Genomic DNA, 23,233 nt, shown 5'->3' with positions numbered 1-23,233 from the left:
GTAGTTTGTAGTGTTGATTATAAAGGAACTTATTCTATTAACTAACTGTGTACAATCGGTGATTTTCATACGGATAACTTTTTTATATGTTATTATTTTATACTAAATTAAATTAAATATTAACAATAACAAAAATCCTTATTGCATTCATGGTATAAAATAAATTATTTTTTAGTAATAATTAAGTTTTAAATATAACTTTTTTCAGTTTAAAAATAAAATTATTCAAATTTAATAGAGACGAAAATGTTTAATATATCAAAAAAAAAGATTATTTTTTTTATTGTATTTTCTCTTGTTATAAGTCTTATTTTATTCTATTGGAATTACCCTTCTGCAATTTATAAAAAAAATTTAGAATCATTAAAATATGAAGACATGATAAAAAAAATAAATAAAAAAAATTTTAAAAATTTAGATAAAGCAGAAAATTTTGTTGTTCAAAACAAGAATATTTATGGCACTTTAACCGCTTTATATCTAGCAAAAAAATATGTACTATCTAACAATCTCGATAAAGCATTTATTCAATTAAAAAATAGTTTAGAATATACAAAAGAAGAAAATTTAAAAAATATTTTAAAAGTAAATATGGCAAAAATACAAATACAAAAAAATAAAAATAAGGAAGCAATAGACATTCTTAAAACAATTCAAAACCACAATTGGGATAACATAATTGAAAATATGAAAGGTGATATTTTCATTAATGAAAAAAACCTAAAAAAAGCATTAAAATCTTGGGAAAGAAGTTTTTTAATTGAAGATTCTAATGCATCTAAAGAAATTATTAATATGAAAATCAATGAATTAAAAAAATAAAAAAGAGATAAACAAATTTAATCAATAAAAAATAAACGCAAAATAAAAAAATAATAAACCCATCTTAAATAAGTAAAAATTATTAAAACAAGAGTGTGTATTAAAATGATACCTATTATTGTATTAGTCGGACGTACTAACGTAGGAAAATCCACTTTGTTTAATGTTTTAACAAAAAGTAGAAATGCGTTAGTAGCTAATTATCCAGGAATTACTAGAGATAGACAATATGGATATTGTAAGTTACAACTAAATCAAAAAATAATTTTAATTGATACAGCAGGTTTAGATATTAAATTAAACGAAATAGAAAAAAAAGCTTATCAACAAACATTAATAGCTATAAAAGAAGCCCATTTAATATTATTTGTAGTAGACGCTCATGATGGATTAATGCCACAAGAATATGAAATTTCTAGAAAAATAAGAAAATATGAAAAAAAAACTATTCTTATTATTAATAAAATCGATGGTATTTATGAAAATTCTAAAATTGATGAATTTTATTCTTTAGGATTTGAAAAAATACAAAAAACTTCTGCTAGTCACAATCAAGGTATAAACACTCTTGTTAATAAACACTTGATTCCCTGGATAGATATAATTTTTAAAAAAAAGCAAATAGAAGAATTACATAAAAACATAAAATTAACAAAACCGACAATAAAAGTAGCTTTTATCGGTCGACCTAATGTCGGAAAATCAACTTTAATAAATGGAATTTTACAAGAAGAGAGAATGATTACATGCAATATACCTGGTACAACATTAGATAGCATATCAACAAATATTAAATACAATAATGAAAATTATTCCCTAGTTGATACTGCTGGAGCATCTAAAAAAAAGAAAAATATTTATGATTTTGAAAAATTCTCAATAATTAAAACATTACAAACTATTGTAAAATCCGACGTAATATTATTGATAATAGATGCAAGTATTCAAGTGTGCCATCAAGATTTATCATTATCTGAATTTATTATCAATTCTGGAAAAGGGATTATTATAGTTATAAATAAATGTGATTTATTAAATCATTTTGAATTTAAAAAAATAAGGGAATCAATTAAAAGTAAATTAAAATTTCTTCACTTTTCAAGAATACATTTTATATCAGCATTATATAAAAAAGGAATATTTCAATTATTTAAATCTATTAATGAATCTTATAAAGATTCTCATAGAAAAATTAGTACATCAATGCTTACAAAAACCATGTATATGGCAATTAAAAAACATCAACCACCAATTATAAAAGGACGTCGAATAAAATTAAAATATGCACACTTAGGTAGTTCTAATCCACCTAAAATTATTATACATGGTAATCAAGTTAAATACTTATCTTCTCCATACAAACGATATTTAATAAATTTTTTTTACAGCATCCTTAAGATAAAAGGAACACCTATTCAAATAGAATTTAAAGATAATACAAACCCTTATATAAAAAATAACAATTAACATTCTGTAATATAATTTACACTGTATAAAGGAATTTCTACTTCAATATCAACTTTTCCAATAATAGCTTGGCAACTCAAACGACTTTCAGATTCGAGACCCCAAGCTTTATCTAAAATATCTTCTTCTTTTTCAGACCATCCTAAAAGAGAAGAAAATCCTTTTCTTATAATACAATGACAAGTGCTACAAGCACATGATTGTTCACATGCATGTTCTAATTGCACATTATTTCGTAATGCAACGGTTAATATAGTTTCTCCTTCTTTTGCTTTGAATTTACCACCTTGTGGTAATATAATTTTATGAGGTAGAAATAAAACTTTAGGCATTATGTATTCTCTTTTAAAATTTTTTTAATGGAAGAATAGTTAATAACATTTTTAAGTTGCAATGCAAGAAATCTTTTACTTACTTCATCTAATTTTTTCAAATGAATTTTCATAGAAAAAAAATCATCTTCTTCAATAGATTTTTGCAATTTTTTTTGCATATATTTTATTTTCAACATTTCTTCCTTAGTAATTAATGTTTTATTTTTATTTAAAGATACATTAAGAATTTCTAAAACACGGATAGACTCAATTTTTTTTTCCTCTTTTACTCTAAAAAGATAATCATCTTTAGAATATTTTAAAGAATCTTCTAATATCTCAGGAATATTAATATTTTTTAATATAATATTATTGTCAATTTTAATATTTTTTTCTTTATTACTAGATTTTTCTAAAATTCTTACATCAATTAATCCATCTGTATCAACTTGAAATGTAACTGCTATCCTAACTAATCCAGCTTTTTGTGGTTTAATATTTTTCAAAACAAAACGTGATAATGAAATACAATCTTTTACTAATTCTCTCTCTCCTTGTACAATATGTATCAAAATAGATGTCTGATTATCTTTATATGTTGTAAATTCTTTTGTTTTTGAAATAGGAAGTGAAGTATTGCGAAAAATAATTTTTTCAACAAATCCACCCATAACTTCAATTCCTAGTGAAAGCGGTATTACATCTAACAATATAATTTTATTTTTTGTACTATTAGTGTTCATAAGTGCATTAACATGTATCGCTGCACCTATTGCGACAACTTGATCCGGATTGATAGAATTCAATGGGATTTTTTTAAAAAAGTTTGAAACTTCTGAATAAACTAGTGGAACACGCGTAGATCCTCCTACCATAATTACTTTCTCAATTTGATCAATTGATAAATTAACTTCTTTCAAAAGATCAGCACAAATTAATAAAGTTTTTCTAATAAAGTCACTAATAATCAAATTAAACTCATCAAGAGTAATATAACCCTCCCACTTTAAAAAATTCACTTTAACTTTTTGATATGTTGTTAACTTTAATTTTGTTAATTTTGCAATTTGAAGTAGATATGTTCTACATGATTCATTGTATTTATTGAATAAATTAGATTTTTTATAAATGTAATTTGCTAATGCATAATCAAAATCATCGCCACCTAAATTAGAATCTCCACTAGTAGCTAAAACCTCAAAAAATCCTTTATTATTTAGATTTAATATGGAAAGGTCAAAAGTTCCACCACCTAAATCATATACAACAATAACTCCTTTTTTTATTTGTACATTATATGCCAAGGCAGCAGCTGTAGGTTCATTTAATAATCTTATTAGATTAATTTTAGATAAAATAGCTGCTTTTTTAGTTGCTTTTTTTTGAATGTCATTAAAATATGCTGGAACTGTAATAATACTTGCATCTATATCTTGATCAAATAAAAAAATAGCTCTTTTTTTTAAAAATTTTAATATATCACTAGAAACATCAATAGGAGTAATCAGACCAGCATTTGTATGAAAAAAAATACCTTTGTTCTGATCTTCTTCTATGCAATATGGAAGAACAGGAAATTTATTTCTAATAAAATCGATGGACCGCCCCAACAAACGTTTGACAGAACTAATAGTATTTGATGGATCTCTAACAATATTTTCTAAAGCTTTCCATCCAACTGAAACTTTATTTTTTTTATATTGAACAACTGATGGTAGTAAATAACGTTTTTTTTTATCTAATAATAAAATAACATTTTCTTTTCTAACTGTAGCGGCTAAAGAATAAGTAGTACCAAGATCAATACCTAATAATAGTTTTGTATTATGTTTTTTTTTAAAAAAAATCATATAAAATTATCCTAATTTATTTGTCTTAAATATATATTGTGTTCTTTTTTTAAGTTCTCTTTTATTTTTTTAAAAAAAAGTAATTCTGCAATAATTTTAACAATTGTTTCATATTTTTTATTTTCAAAACCTATCTCAATTGTGTTTTTGCAATCTATAATTTTTTTTTCAATTTTTTGTTTAAGACTATCTAACTGTTTTTCATTAAAATGATTTTTTTTTAAATTATCTAATTCTTCATATAGAGAAAAGTACTTTATTAAAAAATGATTATTTTTTAATAACAGAGTTTCTCTTTTTATTTTAAAACCTTTTAAAAAAAGTAAATATATCGCTCTACTTAAAAAATCTTTTAAGGTTTTATAACCTTTATTAATTTGTATTGATTTTTCTAAGATGATTTTTTTTTGATATTCAGAACTATTTATAAATAAATCAGGATGAAATTCTAATTGTAATTTATAAAAATTTTCAGAAAGCAACTGTTTGTTAATTTTAAATTTTTTTGGTATATTAAATAATATAAAATAATTCATAAAACACCTATTCTAAATTTAATAACATGACATATAAAATAAAAACAATTTGTTGAAAGAAAATATTCTTTCAACAGTCAATAATTATAAAATTTAATTTAAATCTTTTTTACTTTTATAGTCAGCAATAGCTGCTTTGATAGCATCTTCTGCTAAAATAGAACAATGAATTTTTACTGGAGGAAGTTCCAATTCTTCTACTATAGTAGTGTTCTTAATTGATTCTGCTTCTATTATAGATTTACCCTTGACCCATTCAGTAACCAATGAACTTGATGCTATAGCAGAACCACAACCATATGTTTTAAAACATGCATCTTCAATAATTCCTTTTTCATTAACTTTAATTTGTAATTTCATTACATCACCACAAGCAGGTGCACCTACTAATCCACTTCCTACATTAAGATCTGAACTAGAAAAAGAACCAACATTTCTCGGATTTTCGTAATGATCCATTACTTTTTTACTATAAGCCATTTTAAATTTCCTTGTATTAATTATAATTTTTAATTATAGTTTTTAACTATGATCCCATTCTATACTACTTAAATCAACTCCTGATTTAAACATTTCCCATAAAGGAGACAGTTCACGTAATCTATTAATAGATTTATGAACTAATTGTATTGTATGTATAATTTCTTCCTCTGTAGTAAATCTTCCAATTGAAAAACGAATAGAACTATGGGCCAACTCATCTTTTATCCCCAAAGCTTTTAAAACATAAGAAGGTTCTAAACTAGCAGAAGTACAAGCAGAACCGGAAGAAATAGCTAAATCTTTAAGAGCCATAATTAACGATTCACCTTCTACATAATTGAAACTAACATTCAATATATGAGGTATGCCCTGTTGTAAATCACTATTTAAATATACTTCTTCAATACTTTTAATACCATTCCAGAGAGAATTTCTTAATTTTGTTAAGTGAATAAAATCATCATCTATTTTCTTTTTCGCTAACATAAATGATTCTCCCATTCCTACAATTTGATGAACAGGAAGAGTTCCTGAACGCATACCTCTTTCATGACCACCTCCATGTATTAAAGATAACAAGCGAACACGTGGTTTACGACGAACATAAAGACCGCCAATTCCTTTTGGTCCGTAAACTTTATGAGCAGAAAAAGACATTAGATCTATAGATAATTTTTTTAAATCAATTGGTATTTTCCCCACACTTTGCGTCGCATCTACATGAAAAAAAACTCCATTATTTCGACAAATTTTTGATATACTATCAATGTCTTGTATAATTCCAATTTCATTGTTGACATGCATAATAGAAACAAGAATAGTATCTTTTTTTATATTTTTTTTTAAATCATTTAAATCAATAATGCCATTATTTTTAGGAGTGAGGTAAGTTAAGAGAAATCCTTTACTTTCTAAATATCTACAGGTGTCTAAAACAGATTTATGCTCTGTTTTACTGGTAATAATATGTTGACCTTTTTTTTTATAAAAAGACGCTATTCCTTTTATAGCTAAATTATTCGATTCAGTGGCGCCAGAAGTAAAAACAATTTCACGAGAATCTGCTCCAATCAATGAAGCTATTTGATTACGTGCAATATCCACTGCTTCTTCTGCATTCCAACCAAATTTATGAGAACGTGATGCAGAATTTCCAAATATTCCATTAATTGTTAAATAATTCATCATTTTTTTTGCAACTTTGAACTCTACAGGTGTAGTTGCTGCATAATCTAAATAAATAGGAGTTTTCATAATAAATATTTACCTTCAAATAACATTCTAGAAAATATATTCTATCATTTTAATAAAATTTTAGATCTAAAAATTAATAAATTTAATTTTTATAAAATATATACAATACACACTAGACTTTTATTTATATTAAGAATATAATATTATTTAATAATAAATATATAATTATTAGGGGTGTAGTTCAATTTGGTAGAGCATCGGTCTCCAAAACCGAAAGTTGTAGGTTCAAATCCTTCCACCCCTGACAACATTCAAAAATTGAAAATTTTTTAATAATTATTTCGTTATAATTATTATTAAAAAATCAATATCACTATTATATCTATATATAATTCCCTATTTTCCCGAAAACATTCTTAAAAAATATATATTTTTAATAAAATTTTCTAATAAACTTTATTTATCATATTAACAATAAAACTTATTAAAAAAATTTTTATAAATTAATTTATATTTAATAATTCTTTTAAAAAATTCTATTTTTTGGAGTGATATAAAATGCCTAGATATCGTTCTTTTACAACTACTCAAGGTAGAAATATGTCTGGAGCAAGATCGTTATGGCGTGCTACGGGTATGACTGATGAAGATTTTCAGAAACCAATTATTGCAGTCGTTAACTCTTTTTCTCAATTTGTTCCAGGACATATTCATTTACGTGAAGTTGGAAAAATTATTTCTAAAGAAATTCAACAATCAGGTGGTGTTGCAAAAGAATTTAATACTATTGCAATAGATGATGGAATAGCTATGGGACATTCTGGAATGTTATATTCTTTACCATCACGTGAATTAATTTCTGATTCCATAGAATATGTAATTAATGCACATTGTGTAGATGCAATGATTTGTATTTCAAATTGTGACAAAATAACTCCAGGTATGCTTATGGCATCCTTACGTTTAAATATACCTTCAGTTTTTATTTCTGGTGGTCCCATGGAAGCCGGAAAAATACGAAGAGACAATAAAATAATAAAAATTGATTTGGTTGATGCAATTGTAACTGGTGGAAAATCTAATAAATCAGATAATTTTCTTAGAAACATGGAACTCTCAGCTTGTCCTACATGTGGTTCTTGTTCAGGCATGTTTACAGCTAACTCTATGAATTGTTTAACAGAAGTGATAGGTTTATCTTTACCTGGAAATGGCACACTATTAGCAACTCATGTCGATCGTAAAAATTTATTTATTAAATCAGCTCAAACTATTGTTAAAATCACTGAAGAATATTATAAAAAAAATAATATAACTATATTACCAAGAAGTATTGCTAATAAAGAATCTTTTGAAAACGCAATGATATTAGATATTGCAATGGGAGGATCGACGAATACTATTTTACATTTATTAGCGGCAGCTCAAGAAGCAAACGTTGATTTTAAAATGTCTAATATTAATACATTATCTAAAAAAATACCTCATATTTGTAAAGTTTCACCCAGCACTCCGCTATATCATGTAGAAGATGTCCATCGCGCAGGTGGTGTAATGGGTATTTTAGGGGAATTAAATCGTTCTAATTTATTACATAAAAACACAAGAAATATATTACAACTGAATTTAGAAGAAACATTAAATCAATATGACATTTTGTCAACAAACAACTCCGATGTAATTAATATGTTTCAAGCAGGTCCTGGTGGGACGCGTACAACAAAAGCATATTCTCAAAATTTTAGATGGGAAACATTAGATTACGATCGTAAAAAAGGTTGTATTCGTTCTTGTAAATATGCTTATAGTAAAGATGGAGGATTAGCTATTTTATATGGAAATTTAGCAAAAAATGGTTGTATAATAAAAACTGCTGGAATAGATAAAAAAAACTATATTTTTTCTGGAACTGCTAGGGTATATGACAGTCAAGAAGAAGCAGTCAATGCTATTCTAAATAAAAAAATAAATTCAGGTGATATTATTGTTATTCGTTATGAAGGTCCTAAAGGAGGACCAGGAATGCAAGAAATGTTATATCCAACTACATATTTAAAATCCATGAATTTAGATAAGGAATGTGCATTAATTACTGATGGTAGATTTTCAGGAGGTACATCAGGGATTTCTATAGGACACATTTCACCTGAAGCTGCAAACAAAGGTATAATCGCTTTAGTAAAAAATGGTGATATTATTGATATTAATATTCCTAAAAGAAATATTCATTTAAAAATCACAGAAAAAGAACTATCTGATCGTATTCTTTCCGAAGAATCAAAAGGCTCTTTAGCTTATAAACCCTACAATCGTACAAGATATATTTCTTCTGCTTTAAAAGCATATGCTTTTTTTTGTACTAGCGCTGATAAAGGAGCAGTGAGAGATTATAATAAAATACATAATATTTAAATCATAGAACTAAATTCAATAATAAATTTTTACAATATAGGAACTGTCATTATATGAATTATTTTAACACATTAAATTTTAGTCAAAAAATTAATCAAATAAATAAATGTCGTTTTATGAAAAAAAAGGAATTTAATAAAAAAAATGATATTTTGAAAGATAAAAAAATAGTGATTGTAGGCTGTGGTTCTCAAGGTTTAAACCAAGGATTGAATATGAGAGATGCAGGATTGAATATTTCCTATGCACTACAAAAAAATAGCATTTTAAAAAAAAATCAATCTTGGATTAATGCTGTTCAAAATAATTTTAAAGTAGATGATTACGAATCACTAATACCACATGCTGATTTAGTAATTAACTTAACTCCTGATAAACAACATAATAATGTCATAAATAAATTACAAAAATTAATGAAAAAAAATTCTTTTTTAGGATATTCACATGGTTTTAATATTGTAGAATTTGGAGAAAAAATAAGAAAAGATATTACTGTTATTATGGTTGCTCCAAAATGTCCTGGAACAGAAGTACGAGAAGAATATAAACGAGGATTTGGAGTACCTACATTAATTGCTGTTCATTATGAAAATGACTTTAATAAAATAGGATTAGAAATCGCAAAAGCGTGGGCTTTTTCTATCGGGGGACATCGTGCTGGTGTTCTTGAATCGTCATTTGTAGCTGAAGTAAAATCAGATTTAATGGGTGAACAAACAATTTTATGTGGAATGCTTCAAACTGCTTCACTTTTATGTTATGAAAAATTAATAACAGAAGAATATAATCCAGAATACTCTGCGAAATTAATACAATATGGATGGGAAACTATTACAGAATCTCTTAAACATGGTGGTATTACTTTGATGATGGATCGATTATCTAATTCGTCAAAAATAAGAGCTTATAAACTTTCTGAAAAAATTAAAAAAATACTATCACCATTATTTCAAAAACATATGAATGATATTATTTCAGGAAAGTTTTCTAACGAAATGATAAAGGATTGGGAAAACAACGATAAAAAATTATTAACTTGGCGAAACAATACAAAAAATACATCTTTTGAAAACGCTTCTTGTTATAATAAAAAAATACAAGAACAAGAATATTACGATCATGGAATATTAATGATTGCAATACTAAAAGCTGGAATTGAATTATCTTTTGAAAAAATGATTCAAACAGGTATTGCAGAAGAATCCGCTTATTATGAATCATTGCACGAATTACCATTAATTGCTAATACTATTGCAAGAAAAAAACTATATGAAATGAATAAAGTGATTTCAGATACTGCTGAATATGGTAGTTATCTTTTTTCTGAAGCTGCATATCCTATTTTACAAAAGTTTATATTAACTCTTAACAAAAGTGATCTTGGTTGTTCACTTCCTCACCAACCAATAGATAATATTGAATTGTATAAAATAAATGAAATGATACAGAATCATTCAATAGAAATTATTGGACGAAAATTAAGAAGTTACATGATAAAAATGAAAGCTATTACAGTTGCAAAATAAAAATTTATATAAAATTTTTTATTTGTAAATTCAACAATATAATTCATCAATTAAATATTAATATTCTATGTCTTTAAATCTTGCTCAAAAAAACGCTATCGAATTTATTAATGGTCCCTGTTTAATATTAGCAGGGGCTGGTTCTGGAAAAACAAAAGTTATTATTAAAAAAATTATTTATTTAATTATTAAGTGTCAATATAAACCTGATAATATTGCCGCATTAACTTTTACTAATAAAGCTGCTTATGAAATGAGAATTCGTTTATCAAAATATTTAAATATTTCAGAAATAAAAAGAATTACTCTTTCTACTTTTCATTCATTAGGATTAAACATTATCACAAAAGAAATTAATGCGTTAGAATTTAACAATAATTTTACTTTATTAGATGAAACAGACCAAGTAATTTTATTTAAGAAAATATGTAAAAAAGAAATAAAAAATAATATTCAATTATTAAAGAAATTAAGTTTTATGATTTCTTATTGGAAAAATAAGTTTCTTACTCCCTTACAAGTTCAATCATTAGCTAAATCTAGTGAAGAGAAAGATTTTGCATATATTTATCAAGAATATAATAATTATCTTTATCAAGCTAATATATTAGATTTTGATGATTTAATTTGTATCCCGACATTATTATTAAAAAATAATAAAAAAATAAAAACACGTTGGCAAAAAAAATTATCTTATCTGTTAGTAGATGAATATCAAGATACAAATAATAGTCAATACGAACTTATTAAAACGCTTACTAACAGTAATTCTAATTTTACATTAGTTGGAGATGATGACCAGTCTATTTATTCATGGAGAGGAGCAAACCCTCAAAATATTTTTTTGTTAAAAAAAGATTTTCCTAATTTAAAGATTATGAAAATGGAACATAATTATCGATCTTCAGGAAGAATATTAAAAGCTGCTAATACTCTTATTTCTAATAATATACATTATTTAGAAAAAAAATTATTTTCTAAACTCAAATATGGAAATCTTATAAAAGTTTTAATAGGTAAAAATGAAGAAAATGAAGCTGAAAAAATAGTTAAAAAGATTATTTCCGAACATATTCAAAAAAAAATAAAATATCAAGATTGTGCTATTTTATACCGTGGTAATTATCAATCTCGAATTCTTGAAAAAGCTCTAATAAAAGAGAATATACCATATAATATTTCTGAAAAATTATCATTTTTTTCTCGACCTGAAGTAAAAGATTTATTAAATTATCTTCGAATTATTATTAATCGAGATGATAATCATGCATTTATGAGAACTATCAATATTCCTTCTCGTAAAATAGGGAAAATAACATTAAAAAAATTAGAAGAATGGGCCAATAAAAACAATAAAAGTTTTTTTCAAGCTAGTAATGATATTGAAATAAAAAAATTTTTAAAAGAAAAAACTATAAATAGAATTAAAGAATTTACTAATAAAATAGAAAAATTTTCTGATTGGTCTTATGTACAACCATGTAATATTATAGATGATGTTATTTGTGATATTGAATATGAAAAATGGATAAAAAAAAATTTAAAAGACTCTAATAAAATTAAAAATAGCATAAATAATCTTCACACTTTATCAAATTGGTTTAAAAGTATGCTTAAAGGAAATGATTTTGAACAACCAATGACTCTATCACAAATTGTTACACGAATGACAATTCGTGATATTTCAGAAAACAATGTTAAAGCAGAACAACAAGATCAAGTGCAATTAATGACTTTACATGCTTCTAAAGGATTGGAATTTTCTTCAGTTTTTATAATTGGCATGTGTGAAGGAATTCTACCTAATCAGAAAAGCATTATTAATAATAATATAGAAGAAGAACGAAGATTAACTTATGTTGGGATAACTCGAGCAAAAAAACAATTATTTTTTACTTATTCTTATAAACGTATTCAATATGGACAAACATTAGATATGCTACCTAGTAGATTTTTATTTGAATTGCCTCAAGAAGATTTACAATGGGATAAAAGTATTTTTTTAGAAACATCGATTAGAAAAATAGAACACATTAAATTCAAAATACAAAATTTCAGAAAAACATTAAAAAAAAACAAAAATGATTTTAAATAAAATATTTTAAATTTAGTTTTAAAACATTCTTAAAAAATGATATAATATATATTATACATTTTTAAATTATAAAAATTTCAATTTTATTTATTTAAAATTTCTTACTCCGAGTAAATATATCAAAATGAATAAAATAGTTAAACTAACTGATCAGAACTTTGAAGAAAAAGTTTTATTAAACAAAAAAAGTTTTATTTTAGTTGATTTTTGGGCTCAATGGTGCAATCCTTGTAAAATTTTAGCGCCTATTTTAGAAGAAATATTACAAGAATATTCTGATAAAATGATTATTGGAAAATTAAATATTGAAGAAAATCCAAATACTGCTCCGATATATTCTATTAGAAGTATTCCGACACTATTATTATTTCATGATAGCAAAGTTCTTGCTACTAAAGTCGGAGCAATTTCTAAACTACAACTTAAAGAATTTTTAGATGAACATATTAACTAAGATTATAAAAATAGTTAATTAAACACATTGAAAATTTAATTCTATTTAAAATTTATTAGTAAATTTTAAAATTATGTCATAATTTTTATTTCGAGATATACCCCGATTTTACTAAGAACCCACCATTATGAACCTTACCGCACTTAAAAATACGCCAGTTTCTGAATTAATTACTCTTGGTGAAAAAATGGGGTTGGAAAATTTAGCGCGTATGCGTAAACAAGATATTATTTTTGCCATCCTTAAACAACATGCAAAAAGTGGAGAAGATATATTTGGAGACGGTGTTTTAGAAATATTACAAGATGGATTTGGTTTTCTGCGTTCTGCAGATAGTTCTTATTTAGCTGGTCCTGATGATATTTATGTTTCACCAAGTCAAATTCGTAGATTTAATTTACGTACAGGTGATACTATCGCTGGAAAAATACGACCTCCTAAAGAAGGTGAAAGATATTTTGCTTTACTTAAAGTTAATGAAGTAAATTATGATAAACCTGAAAACGCAAGAAGTAAAATATTATTTGAAAATTTAACACCATTGCATGCTAACTCTAGACTTCGAATGGAACGTGGTAACGGATCAACTGAAGATTTGACAGCAAGAGTATTAGATTTAGCATCACCTATCGGTCGGGGGCAACGAGGATTAATTGTAGCTCCTCCAAAAGCTGGGAAAACAATATTACTTCAAAATATAGCACAAAGTATTGCTTATAATCATCCAGATTGTGTTTTAATGGTATTATTAATTGATGAAAGACCAGAAGAAGTGACTGAGATGCAAAGATTAGTCAAGGGAGAAGTAGTTGCATCTACTTTCGATGAACCTGCATCAAGACATGTTCAAGTTGCTGAGATGGTTATTGAAAAAGCAAAAAGATTAGTTGAACATAAAAAAGATGTAATTATTTTACTTGATTCTATTACTCGTTTGGCTCGAGCTTATAATACAGTAGTACCAGCATCTGGAAAAGTGTTAACAGGAGGAGTTGATGCTAATGCTTTACATAGACCAAAACGGTTTTTTGGTGCTGCACGAAATGTAGAGGAAGGAGGCAGTTTAACAATTATTGCAACTGCATTAGTAGATACTGGTTCTAAAATGGATGAAGTAATTTACGAAGAGTTTAAAGGAACGGGAAACATGGAACTTCCATTATCTAGAAAAATTGCAGAAAAACGTGTTTTTCCAGCTATTGATTACAATCGATCAGGAACTAGAAAAGAAGAATTATTAACTTTGCCAGATGAACTTCAAAAAATGTGGATTCTCAGAAAAATTATTCACCCTATGAGTGAAATAGATGCAATGGAATTTTTACTTAATAAGCTTTCTATGACTAAAACAAATGACGAATTTTTTGATATGATGAAACGTTCGTAAATATTCAATTCTTTTAATTTTTTATATACTATATTAGTAATGTACAGTATAAACTGTATTAAAGGATATTTTATTTTAAAAAATAAAACGTGTACAATAAAATTATAAATAATATTTATTATATATGAATTTTAAAAAAAAAGCTGGACAATCAAGATTATTAATTTTAAAATCTAATTTGTTTCGTATTAACGCGCTCGTAGCTCAGTGGGATAGAGCGCTACCCTCCGAAGGTAGAGGTGTCAGGTTCAAATCCTGTCGAGCGCACGGTTGATTTTGATAAAAAATTTTTTTTAAAGTGGTGGCTATAGCTCAGTTGGTAGAGCTCTGGATTGTGATTCCAGTGGTCATGGGTTCAAATCCCATTAGCCACCCCAAAAATAATAGAAACATTAAAGTTTTTTTATTAAAAACGGCGAATAGCGCAGCTTGGTAGCGCAACTGGTTTGGGACCAGTAGGTCAGAGGTTCAAATCCTCTTTCGCCGACCAAAAAAATGAAAATCATACAATTTATTTTTCTACATATTGTAAGAAAATATTAATTACCAGATTAGTTTAAAATAATAACATTTTTCTTAATTCTAATTTTTTCTACTATTCGTGATAATCGTTTTCCAACAACAAGAATTTTATATTTAAGTAACTATTTCATCTGATTAATACCAAAAGTAATATTTTTTAATTAATATACAGTTTTACTATTTGTTGTTACTAAAGTATCTATTTCATATAAACCAAATTTTTTTATCTCTATTTTAGCATCCAAATTTTTAAAAACTATTTTTTAATATTTTATTAAAGAAATTTTTAAAACCTTCTTTTTTCTATTAATTTTCGTCTATTTTCTCCTTATAGAAAAACTACTCTATCATTTTTATTTTATCTTTATATAATAAGTAAGTTTTTTAAAAAAACAGAATGACTTTGATTTATATAATGTATAAATCTTTTCTGATAAATTTATTAAGCTAAAAATTAGATAAAAAAATACGCTAAAAAGATATACTAACTTATTGTTTCTATTTTTAATATTATTGTACTATTCAGTAAACTTACCAATTCTTTTAATCAAATTTTATTTTTTTAAAATAGCATAACTACTAATTAGAATTTGATATCCTGATGTCAATTTTCTACAAAAATCTTTTTCTGCGTTTATTTCAATAAAAATGTGTATATCATTTAGATGAGATAAAAAAAAAGTAGAACCTATTTATTATCTAATCTAAGTTGAATGCTAATAGTATCTTACTCAGAATAAGAAAGAAATAATTTTATAAGTGTAATTTGAGTAATACTATTTTCAAACTTAATCTATTTGACTCTTCAGAAACAAGAATAATTACATTGTATTGAACTTGATTTAATTTGGCCATCCTGATTGCTATATTATTTTTTAAAAGAGAAATAATTAAATTTACTCAATAAGTAATTAATTGACACTGTCTTCTTAAACTAGAGGTGTCAATGATAGCATTTTTAGGTAATTGATTTATCGATTAGCAATGATTTAGATGCTAGTGAATCTAAGTATTTCTTTTTTTACATAGATTGACCAAACATAATTTTTATGTAACATTTACTGAAAGATCTTTCATTAAATGAGTTGTAATATTTGTTTTATGCTCAAGTAGAACATTTTCTAATTTTTTGATAGACAATCCTTTTCCTTTAATTTTGGAAAGGGATTGATTTAATATATTATCTCTATAAGTAACAATAAGAACTGATTTCATATTTAAATCTGGTCATATTTTGTTTCCTGAAAAACTAGTAGACTTTTTTTACTCACAATTCTTAATGTTTTATTGTCTCTATCAAAATTTATATTAATGTAAATACATTTTTTATAATTTTGCAAATACATATTTTTCTTTAATAAAAATAAATTTTTTTATATTTATATATAATATTTTTACATTCAATATATTATTTTTTATAAAAAATTAAATTTTTATTTGATTGCATAGAACATGCTTTTTCAAATATATCCCAAAAATTTTTATTACTACGATTACAGATCCATTGATTTTTTTTGTAATTAAAATGATATCCATTCGTTGTTGTAGCTAACCAAATTTGTTTTAATAATTCTTGTTTATTAATTACAATTAAACTTTTATTCTCAAAAGTAATAGTTATAACATAATCTTGAATCTCATAATCAATATCAATTTCATCATTATATAAATTTAAATTATCTTCTATTTTTAAAAACAAATCATTTACTAATATATAAAAATTGTTATTCTCTGTTTTAGAAGTTATTTTTTTTTTCATAAAGAATCCTTAATTAAATTTTTAATTATAACAAATTATAAAGATAAAAATAATTACATTATATAATATATCTTCTTATATTTTGATTAAATCATAATATAATATTAATATTATGACGAAATAATGGCATATAAAATATTAAAAATCGTTATTAGAGGAAAAAATGGACTTATACTATAAGAATAAAAAAAAAATAAACTTTTCTAAGATGCATGGATTAGGTAATGATTTTATGGTTATTAATTGTATTAAAGAAAATTTTATTTTATCATCATTTATAATAAAACAATTATCCAATCGATATACCGGAATTGGTTTTGATCAATTATTACTTGTAGAAAAATCAAATAGTTCTTTGTTTGATTTTAATTACCGAATTTTTAATTCTAATGGAAATGAAGTCGAACAATGTGGAAACGGTGCGCGATGTTTTGGTCTTTTTTTATTGTTAAAAGGTTTAACTAATAAAAATAAAATTTCAGTAAGTACTAAAAAAAGACGTTTAATTATCGAATTTCTTTCTAAAGATATGATTAAAGTTAATATGGATCAACCTGATTTTGAATTTCATGATTTGTCTTTATTAAAAAACGTTTCTCATAAAAACTTTTCAACTAAACTTATTGAAGAAAATTTAATCTGTAGCTTAGTATCTATTGGCAATCCTCATTGCATTATTAAAGTGCAATGTATTAAATATGCTCCTGTAAATATTCTTGGTAAACAGATAGGGAACAATCCGATATTTTCACAAGGAATAAATGTAAGTTTTATAGAGATTGTAAATAAAAAGAATATCAAGTTAAGAGTCTATGAACGTGATGTAGGTGAAACAAAAGCTTGCGGAAGTGCTGCTTGTGCTGCAGTTGCAACGGGTATAGCACAAAAATTACTTTCTAATGTAGTGGAAGTTGAATTATTAGGTGGAAAACTAATTATAATGTGGAAAGGTTTTGGAACTTCTCTTTATATGATAGGACCTGCAAAACATGTTTATGATGGTTGTATATACATATAAAAACTATTTTTTACCAACAAAGAGGCTTTATTTTGATTTTATTAAAAGATAAACAAGAATTTGTAAAGAAACAGTATATAAAAAAAAATACAAAAAAATTTAATCAAGTTATTTTAGCTCTTTTTTCCGGTGGTGTTGCTACTTTTTCTATTTTATATTGCGTACAATCAATTTTACCAATATTTTCTAAACAATTTTATTTAACTCCCGCAGAAAGTAGTTTATCTCTTTCTGCAGCAACTATAACCATGGCTTTAGGTATGCTTTTTACTGGACCGTTATCTGATGTTATTGGTAGAAAATCAATCATGTCTGCTTCTTTATTTATAGCATCAATATTAACTGTTATATGTTCAATGATGACTAGCTGGACAAGTATTGTTTTGTTACGCTCATTAACTGGTCTAGCCCTTAGTGGTGTTGTTGCTGTTGCAATGACATATATTAGTGAAGAAATACATCCTAATTCTTTGTCTTTTTGTATGGGTTTATATATTAGTGGCAATACTATCGGTGGTTTTTCAGGTAGATTTTTAAGTAGTATTTTAGCAGAAAAATTTTCTTGGAATTTTGCTCTAATGATTATTGGTTTGTTTTCTTTTATATCATCTTGTTTTTTTTTATATTTTTTGCCCCCCTCAAAAAATTTTTCATCGATTTCTATTAATATTTATAAATTTTTAAATCGTTTTTATTCGCAATTAAAAAATCCAGCATTATTTATTCTCTTTGTTATAGGTTTTATATTAATGGGTAGTTTTGTTACCGTTTTTAATTATATTGGTTATCGTTTAATGTTAGAACCATTTTTTCTTTGTCAATCTAGTATAGGATTAATATCGATTATTTATTTAACTGGAGTATATAGTTCTCCTAAAGCTGGTATTTTAATTAATAAATATCATCGAAATAATATCCTTATTGCATCATTGGTATTAATGATAATAGGTGTTTTTATTACACAATATAATCAATTATTCATGATAATTTTAGGTTTAATAATATTTTCTGGTGGTTTTTTTGCATCTCATTCTACCGCTAGCAGTTGGGTTGGTTCATATACTAATATTGCTAAAATTCAAGCAACATCTTTATATTTATTTTTTTATTATTTAGGTTCTAGTGTATTTGGTACATTTGGTGGTTTTTTTTGGTTTCATATGAAATGGCCTGGAATTTCTATTTTGATTATAATAACATTATTTTTTGGTGTTTTTTTATCTTTTACATTAAAGAAAAAAAATTTTTAGCATAAAAATGCTAATGTATTTATAAAAATTATTATTTTTATAACCAATATATTTTCTTTATATTATATAAAATATTTTATAAAATAAAAATAATATTTTACTTTCCTCAGACATAGTTTCTCATAGATAACAAACTTAGTTCAATTCATCAAAATGGCTTAAAGATTATGCTATATTTACTTTCTTGTTCTGATTTGAATCATAGTGTATTGATTTTTTTAGCTTTATTTTTTGTATTATTTTATGAAGCTATTAATGGTTTTCATGATACAGCAAATGCAGTATCAACTGTAATATATACTAGAGCAATGTCTGCACATATTGCAGTTATGATTTCCGGTGTATTTAATTTTCTAGGTGTGTTGCTAGGAGGTTTAACTGTTGCTTATGCAATTGTGCATTTATTACCAAATGACTTATTGTTAAATGCTACTTCAAAAAATGCTCTTGCTATGGTTTTTTCAATGCTTTTAGCTGCTATAATTTGGAATTTATCTACATGGTATTTTTGTTTGCCTGCATCTAGTTCACATTCTTTAATTGGAGCAATTATTGGAATAGGTTTAACAAATGCAATAGTTACAAATTCATCTTTAGTAGATGCACTGAATCTTTCTAAAATGACTAGTGTTTTTTTATCTCTGATTTTTTCTCCTATTATTGGATTGATAGTAGCTGGTATCTTAATTTTTTTATTGCGATATTATTTAGATAACAATAAAAGATTTTATCGTATTCACATGACGCCATTAGAACGTGAAAAAATAGATAGTAAAAAAACACCACCATTTTTAATCAGAGTAGCATTAATTCTATCATCTATTGGAGTAAGTTATGCGCATGGTGCAAACGATGGACAAAAAGGTATTGGATTAATAATGCTTGTGCTGATAGGGATTGTACCTGCTTCTTTTTTAGTAAATTTAAATGCTAATAAATATGAAATAAACTATACAAGAAATACATTAAATAATTTAGAAACATACTATTTAGAAAATACTACTAATGTATCGAACGCGATCAAAAATAAAAATATAGTAAATAATTCCGTTGTAAACTCACAATTATATGACGCGATAAAAAATATTAAAAATGCTAAATTATTGTTAGAAAATGTATCTGATTATAATTTATTAAATATTAAAAAAAGATTTCAATTGCGACATTTTTTATTGTGTATTTCTGACTTAATCGATAAAACATTGAATTCTTCTAACATTAGTGCTCAAAATAAATATTTTTTAATCAAAAGCAAAAAAAATATACTTAAAACAATTGAATATGCACCGATGTGGATTATATTAATTGTTGCTTTATCTTTATCAATAGGGACAATGATAGGTTGGAAACGTATAGTTGTTACTATTGGTGAAAAAATAGGAAAAAAAAGAATGACATATGCACAAGCGATGTCAGCACAAATAACAGCTTTTTTTTCTATTGGAATAGCAAGTTATACAGGAATACCAGTTTCTACCACACATATTCTTTCATCCTCTGTGGCAGGTGCCATGTTAATTGATGGTGGTGGAATTCAAATTAAAACTATTAAAAATATTGCTTTAGCATGGATACTAACTTTGCCGGTTTCAATTTTATTATCTGGATTTTTATATTGGATCACATTACTTATAATTTAAAATATTAATGATCCATATCTTGGATAATACTATCAACGAATCAGGAGTACGTGTGAAATATATGTACTCCTGTTGTTTTTAAAAAGGTTTATATATATCAAAACGATGATTCTTTGTAGCAATAATAAAATCTGCTTTATCTTTAGATAAAGGATTTGCATAACAAGGACGTTTTACAACAATTCTATTTTTTGCTAATTTTCTAGAAGCATTTAATAATACTTCAGAATCATGATCATGTCCTATTAATTTTCTAAAAAATTGCATATCTTTCTTAGGTAAAGATTTTTTATCATGCAACGGATACATAGGATCCAAATAAATTACATCTGGTTTTAAAATAGGTATTTTTAACATATTCGAACTATCATTTATCATTAAATGTAATCTTTTCTTTAACCAATGACCTATTTTTTTATCTTTATATCCTCTTTGTAAACCGTCTTTTAATAAAGCAGCAGCTATTGGATGACGTTCTATCATCATTACTTGACATCCTAAAAAAGAAAATATAAAAGCATCACTACCTAAACCTGCAGTTGCATCTAGTATAAAAGGAAAATAAGAAGTTTTTATTCCTGCAACTTTATATAAAACTTCATTTTTTTTTCTAAAATGAAAACATCGATAATTATTTTTTTTTGAAGTAAAATCAACTTTTATAGATTTTTGCTTTATATTTTCACGATTGTACAACTCTAATGAATCATAATTTACTACTAAACCCATAGAACAATTTTCATCGTGCTCCAATTTAAGTGAATTGATTAATCTATATATTCTTTTATTATAAAATTTAAATTTTAAATATATTTTCATTTTTTCTATCTTTTTTCTTTTCTAAAATTAATAATTGACTTTTAAAAAAAACTAATTAAAATATGTATTAATAATTTTTTTATGTATTTTAAGTATTAAAAAAATATTTTTAAAATATATTAAAAAACAATTCATAAAAGGACAAAAATATTATGTCATCTAACTTTTTATTTAACTTAGATGTAGTAAATAAAAAATACCCAAGTAAAATAGATATCTATAAAGATGTTATAAAAACAGTGTCAAAAATAAAAGAAGATATCAATAAATTTAAAACAATTAATGCTCATAATCAAAATTCTAAACAATTAAATAATTTTGAAGATAGAACAAAATTAATAAATTTAGAAAATTCATATAATAATTCTTTAATTTTATTAAATATAATGAAAAAAAATATAGAAAAAAATATTCTTAAAAAATATAATAATACAGAAGAAGAAAGTCAAATAGAACAAAATATTATTAGAAAGAATAATGATAAAACAGCACAAAATACATTTATGAAAAAAAAATTTCTGAACAATTCCTATCAAATATTTTCGATAATAAAATAGAATTATCTAATAAAAAATTTTTAGATTTTGATATTTTAGAAATAGCCGAAAACATTCTAGAAACTATACAAAACACAATTATAACAACCTATGAAACTGTCAAAATAGAGACTAAAAATCTATTTAATGGAACAACATTTAAAAAATTTTTTTTTGTATCAGATAATGATAACAACCTAAAATCAAATGCACGTTCTGAACCTATTATTTCTTTATCTGAACGCATCGAACAATTACATAGAGTTATTGAATCTTCAAAAGTTTATATTAGATCTATTATCGAAAAAATTAGATACCAAGGTAAAATAAAAATTATTAATAAATTAAATAATAATCCACTGCATCCTGAGTATCAAAGTTCATTTCCTGATCTTCTTACTGCAACACCTAAACCTAAAAATGAAAATGATTTTTATCCTTTTAAAAGATTAGATGAAAATTTTGATTTAGAAGGAAGAAAAGATATATTAAAAACAGATGAAAGTTTTAGAAAAAGAATGGAAAAAAATATTCAAGAATCTTATTATCATGATTTTAATAATAATAATAATAATCTATGGACAGTTTCAGATCAATTAAATTCATTTCATAATATTAGATTTACAATTAAAAATTTTCAACAAAACTATGAATCTTTAAAATCATCGAATCATTTAAATAGAAATTTTATGAATGATTCTAATCCATTTCTTTTTATTATAAATGATAATTTAATTCCTATTAATACGCGAAATCAAATGTTACAAGATTTCAAAAAAATAATACCAAATATTGACTCTCAAAAATTAATTTCAACATATGCAAATCAAATGTTTTTGCGTCAATCTTATCTTCAATTAATTTCTGAACATCCAGAAATTAATCAATATCAAATAAAACATTCACGGAATCTCTACAAAATAGATTTTTTAAACGATGGTTCGATTAAATTAGTTGCTACTAATTTATCTGATTTAGATACAAATAATGATAATTATATTCAGAAATATAAATCTTTTGGCATACGTGCAACTGTAATTCTTCCTCCAGATAATTTTCCAATAATAAAATATTCACATTTTGTACAATAAATATTATATATTTTCATTAATAAAATAGTAGGGTACTATATACCCTGCTATTTTGAAT

At 24.7% G+C, this 23,233-nt stretch carries 20 protein-coding genes and 4 tRNA genes; 16 read left to right on the top strand and 8 right to left on the bottom strand.

The genetic code is table 11. From position 1 onward, the window contains the following. Window positions 1-246 precede the first annotated feature (246 nt). Complete coding sequence (locus G4A98_03040) at window positions 247-822, top strand: tetratricopeptide repeat protein (protein ID QIQ42155.1); 576 nt, start codon at window positions 247-249, stop codon at window positions 820-822. 105 nt (window positions 823-927) lie between these two features. Further along, window positions 928-2,289 (top strand): ribosome biogenesis GTPase Der, encoded by a 1,362-nt coding sequence (gene der / locus G4A98_03035; GenBank protein ID QIQ42154.1) that lies wholly within the window; start codon window positions 928-930, stop codon window positions 2,287-2,289. Here der and fdx read toward each other — a convergent pair. The 5 genes from fdx to iscS form a co-directional block, all read right to left on the bottom strand. Continuing rightward, a complete protein-coding gene (gene fdx / locus G4A98_03030; protein QIQ42153.1) occupies window positions 2,286-2,621 on the bottom strand; it encodes an ISC system 2Fe-2S type ferredoxin in 336 nt (111 codons plus the stop codon). The genes der and fdx overlap by 4 nt on opposite strands. After that, window positions 2,621-4,453: a Fe-S protein assembly chaperone HscA gene (hscA, locus tag G4A98_03025; protein QIQ42152.1), complete on the bottom strand. Its 1,833-nt coding sequence runs from the start codon at window positions 4,451-4,453 to the stop codon at window positions 2,621-2,623. Before hscA ends, fdx begins: the two co-directional genes overlap by 1 nt. An 11-nt stretch (window positions 4,454-4,464) precedes the next feature. Next, on the bottom strand, window positions 4,465-4,989 hold the full coding sequence (gene hscB, locus G4A98_03020) for a Fe-S protein assembly co-chaperone HscB (protein ID QIQ42151.1): 525 nt from the start codon (window positions 4,987-4,989) through the stop codon (window positions 4,465-4,467). 93 nt (window positions 4,990-5,082) lie between these two features. Beyond that, a complete protein-coding gene (gene iscU, locus G4A98_03015; protein QIQ42150.1) occupies window positions 5,083-5,469 on the bottom strand; it encodes a Fe-S cluster assembly scaffold IscU in 387 nt (128 codons plus the stop codon). A 42-nt stretch (window positions 5,470-5,511) separates the two neighbouring features. Continuing rightward, complete coding sequence (iscS, locus tag G4A98_03010) at window positions 5,512-6,726, bottom strand: IscS subfamily cysteine desulfurase (protein QIQ42149.1); 1,215 nt, start codon at window positions 6,724-6,726, stop codon at window positions 5,512-5,514. A 170-nt stretch (window positions 6,727-6,896) separates the two neighbouring features. Between iscS and G4A98_03005 the strand changes: the two genes are divergently transcribed. From G4A98_03005 to G4A98_02965, 9 genes are all read left to right on the top strand, one after another. Then, window positions 6,897-6,970 (top strand) — tRNA-Trp (locus G4A98_03005). A gap of 254 nt (window positions 6,971-7,224) precedes the next feature. Next, the gene (gene ilvD / locus G4A98_03000; protein QIQ42148.1) at window positions 7,225-9,078 is read left to right on the top strand and encodes a dihydroxy-acid dehydratase; all 1,854 of its coding nucleotides are present in this window, start codon (window positions 7,225-7,227) and stop codon (window positions 9,076-9,078) included. 53 nt (window positions 9,079-9,131) lie between these two features. Then, window positions 9,132-10,604 (top strand): ketol-acid reductoisomerase, encoded by a 1,473-nt coding sequence (gene ilvC / locus G4A98_02995; protein QIQ42147.1) that lies wholly within the window; start codon window positions 9,132-9,134, stop codon window positions 10,602-10,604. Between the two features lie 67 nt (window positions 10,605-10,671). After that, entirely contained in the window at window positions 10,672-12,699 is a 2,028-nt protein-coding gene (rep, locus tag G4A98_02990; GenBank protein QIQ42146.1) for a DNA helicase Rep, read from the top strand. A 124-nt stretch (window positions 12,700-12,823) separates the two neighbouring features. Beyond that, window positions 12,824-13,153, top strand: a complete 330-nt coding sequence (trxA, locus tag G4A98_02985) for a thioredoxin TrxA (GenBank protein ID QIQ42145.1) — start codon at window positions 12,824-12,826, stop codon at window positions 13,151-13,153. Between the two features lie 127 nt (window positions 13,154-13,280). Beyond that, on the top strand, window positions 13,281-14,540 hold the full coding sequence (gene rho, locus G4A98_02980) for a transcription termination factor Rho (GenBank protein ID QIQ42144.1): 1,260 nt from the start codon (window positions 13,281-13,283) through the stop codon (window positions 14,538-14,540). Between the two features lie 193 nt (window positions 14,541-14,733). Then, window positions 14,734-14,807, top strand: a tRNA-Arg gene (locus G4A98_02975). Between the two features lie 34 nt (window positions 14,808-14,841). Continuing rightward, window positions 14,842-14,917 (top strand) — tRNA-His (locus tag G4A98_02970). A gap of 36 nt (window positions 14,918-14,953) precedes the next feature. Then, window positions 14,954-15,030, top strand: a tRNA-Pro gene (locus G4A98_02965). A gap of 1,079 nt (window positions 15,031-16,109) precedes the next feature. On the opposite strand, the gene G4A98_02960 is transcribed toward G4A98_02965, so the two are convergent. After that, on the bottom strand, window positions 16,110-16,277 hold the full coding sequence (locus G4A98_02960) for a hypothetical protein (GenBank protein ID QIQ42143.1): 168 nt from the start codon (window positions 16,275-16,277) through the stop codon (window positions 16,110-16,112). A 193-nt stretch (window positions 16,278-16,470) separates the two neighbouring features. Further along, window positions 16,471-16,821 carry an iron donor protein CyaY gene (gene cyaY / locus G4A98_02955; GenBank protein QIQ42142.1) on the bottom strand — a complete coding sequence of 117 codons (351 nt, stop codon included), beginning with the start codon at window positions 16,819-16,821 and terminating at the stop codon, window positions 16,471-16,473. A gap of 163 nt (window positions 16,822-16,984) precedes the next feature. Between cyaY and dapF the strand changes: the two genes are divergently transcribed. The 3 genes from dapF to G4A98_02940 all read left to right on the top strand — a co-directional run bounded on the left by dapF (window position 16,985) and on the right by G4A98_02940 (window position 20,729). Continuing rightward, a complete protein-coding gene (gene dapF / locus G4A98_02950) occupies window positions 16,985-17,839 on the top strand; it encodes a diaminopimelate epimerase (GenBank protein ID QIQ42141.1) in 855 nt (284 codons plus the stop codon). Window positions 17,840-17,871: 32 nt separating this feature from the next. Continuing rightward, window positions 17,872-19,089, top strand: coding sequence for an MFS transporter (locus G4A98_02945; protein QIQ42140.1), 1,218 nt, complete (start codon window positions 17,872-17,874; stop codon window positions 19,087-19,089). Window positions 19,090-19,256: 167 nt separating this feature from the next. Continuing rightward, window positions 19,257-20,729 carry an inorganic phosphate transporter gene (locus G4A98_02940; protein ID QIQ42139.1) on the top strand — a complete coding sequence of 491 codons (1,473 nt, stop codon included), beginning with the start codon at window positions 19,257-19,259 and terminating at the stop codon, window positions 20,727-20,729. A gap of 78 nt (window positions 20,730-20,807) precedes the next feature. Here G4A98_02940 and G4A98_02935 read toward each other — a convergent pair whose 3' ends face one another. After that, window positions 20,808-21,548 carry a class I SAM-dependent methyltransferase gene (locus tag G4A98_02935; protein QIQ42138.1) on the bottom strand — a complete coding sequence of 247 codons (741 nt, stop codon included), beginning with the start codon at window positions 21,546-21,548 and terminating at the stop codon, window positions 20,808-20,810. Between the two features lie 152 nt (window positions 21,549-21,700). On the opposite strand from G4A98_02935, the gene G4A98_02930 reads away from it, so the two are divergent. Both G4A98_02930 and G4A98_02925 read left to right on the top strand, forming a co-directional pair. Beyond that, window positions 21,701-22,105, top strand: coding sequence for a hypothetical protein (locus tag G4A98_02930; GenBank protein QIQ42137.1), 405 nt, complete (start codon window positions 21,701-21,703; stop codon window positions 22,103-22,105). Then, window positions 22,063-23,175, top strand: a complete 1,113-nt coding sequence (locus G4A98_02925) for a hypothetical protein (GenBank protein ID QIQ42183.1) — start codon at window positions 22,063-22,065, stop codon at window positions 23,173-23,175. The genes G4A98_02930 and G4A98_02925 overlap by 43 nt, the downstream gene beginning before the upstream one ends. Window positions 23,176-23,233 lie beyond the last annotated feature (58 nt).

The organism is Buchnera aphidicola (Microlophium carnosum) (genome assembly GCA_011752475.1).
Taxonomy (GTDB): domain Bacteria; phylum Pseudomonadota; class Gammaproteobacteria; order Enterobacterales; family Enterobacteriaceae; genus Buchnera; species Buchnera aphidicola_BG.
Note: the sequence above shows the minus strand (reverse complement) of the source record. Positions and strands in the feature narration are given on the sequence as shown.

What these genes read in the sequence shown, in the direction of transcription:
- G4A98_02935 (QIQ42138.1), bottom strand. Translation starts at nt 21,548, where the DNA reads ATGAAAATATATTTAAAATTTAAATTTTATAATAAAAGAATATATAGA.
- ilvD (QIQ42148.1), top strand. Translation starts at nt 7,225, where the DNA reads ATGCCTAGATATCGTTCTTTTACAACTACTCAAGGTAGAAATATGTCT.
- G4A98_02960 (QIQ42143.1), bottom strand. Translation starts at nt 16,277, where the DNA reads ATGAAATCAGTTCTTATTGTTACTTATAGAGATAATATATTAAATCAA.
- iscS (QIQ42149.1), bottom strand. Translation starts at nt 6,726, where the DNA reads ATGAAAACTCCTATTTATTTAGATTATGCAGCAACTACACCTGTAGAG.
- G4A98_02930 (QIQ42137.1), top strand. Translation starts at nt 21,701, where the DNA reads ATGTCATCTAACTTTTTATTTAACTTAGATGTAGTAAATAAAAAATAC.
- G4A98_03040 (QIQ42155.1), top strand. Translation starts at nt 247, where the DNA reads ATGTTTAATATATCAAAAAAAAAGATTATTTTTTTTATTGTATTTTCT.
- dapF (QIQ42141.1), top strand. Translation starts at nt 16,985, where the DNA reads ATGGACTTATACTATAAGAATAAAAAAAAAATAAACTTTTCTAAGATG.
- hscB (QIQ42151.1), bottom strand. Translation starts at nt 4,989, where the DNA reads ATGAATTATTTTATATTATTTAATATACCAAAAAAATTTAAAATTAAC.
- trxA (QIQ42145.1), top strand. Translation starts at nt 12,824, where the DNA reads ATGAATAAAATAGTTAAACTAACTGATCAGAACTTTGAAGAAAAAGTT.
- rep (QIQ42146.1), top strand. Translation starts at nt 10,672, where the DNA reads ATGTCTTTAAATCTTGCTCAAAAAAACGCTATCGAATTTATTAATGGT.
- G4A98_02940 (QIQ42139.1), top strand. Translation starts at nt 19,257, where the DNA reads ATGCTATATTTACTTTCTTGTTCTGATTTGAATCATAGTGTATTGATT.
- cyaY (QIQ42142.1), bottom strand. Translation starts at nt 16,821, where the DNA reads ATGAAAAAAAAAATAACTTCTAAAACAGAGAATAACAATTTTTATATA.
- iscU (QIQ42150.1), bottom strand. Translation starts at nt 5,469, where the DNA reads ATGGCTTATAGTAAAAAAGTAATGGATCATTACGAAAATCCGAGAAAT.
- ilvC (QIQ42147.1), top strand. Translation starts at nt 9,132, where the DNA reads ATGAATTATTTTAACACATTAAATTTTAGTCAAAAAATTAATCAAATA.
- fdx (QIQ42153.1), bottom strand. Translation starts at nt 2,621, where the DNA reads ATGCCTAAAGTTTTATTTCTACCTCATAAAATTATATTACCACAAGGT.
- hscA (QIQ42152.1), bottom strand. Translation starts at nt 4,453, where the DNA reads ATGATTTTTTTTAAAAAAAAACATAATACAAAACTATTATTAGGTATT.
- rho (QIQ42144.1), top strand. Translation starts at nt 13,281, where the DNA reads ATGAACCTTACCGCACTTAAAAATACGCCAGTTTCTGAATTAATTACT.
- der (QIQ42154.1), top strand. Translation starts at nt 928, where the DNA reads ATGATACCTATTATTGTATTAGTCGGACGTACTAACGTAGGAAAATCC.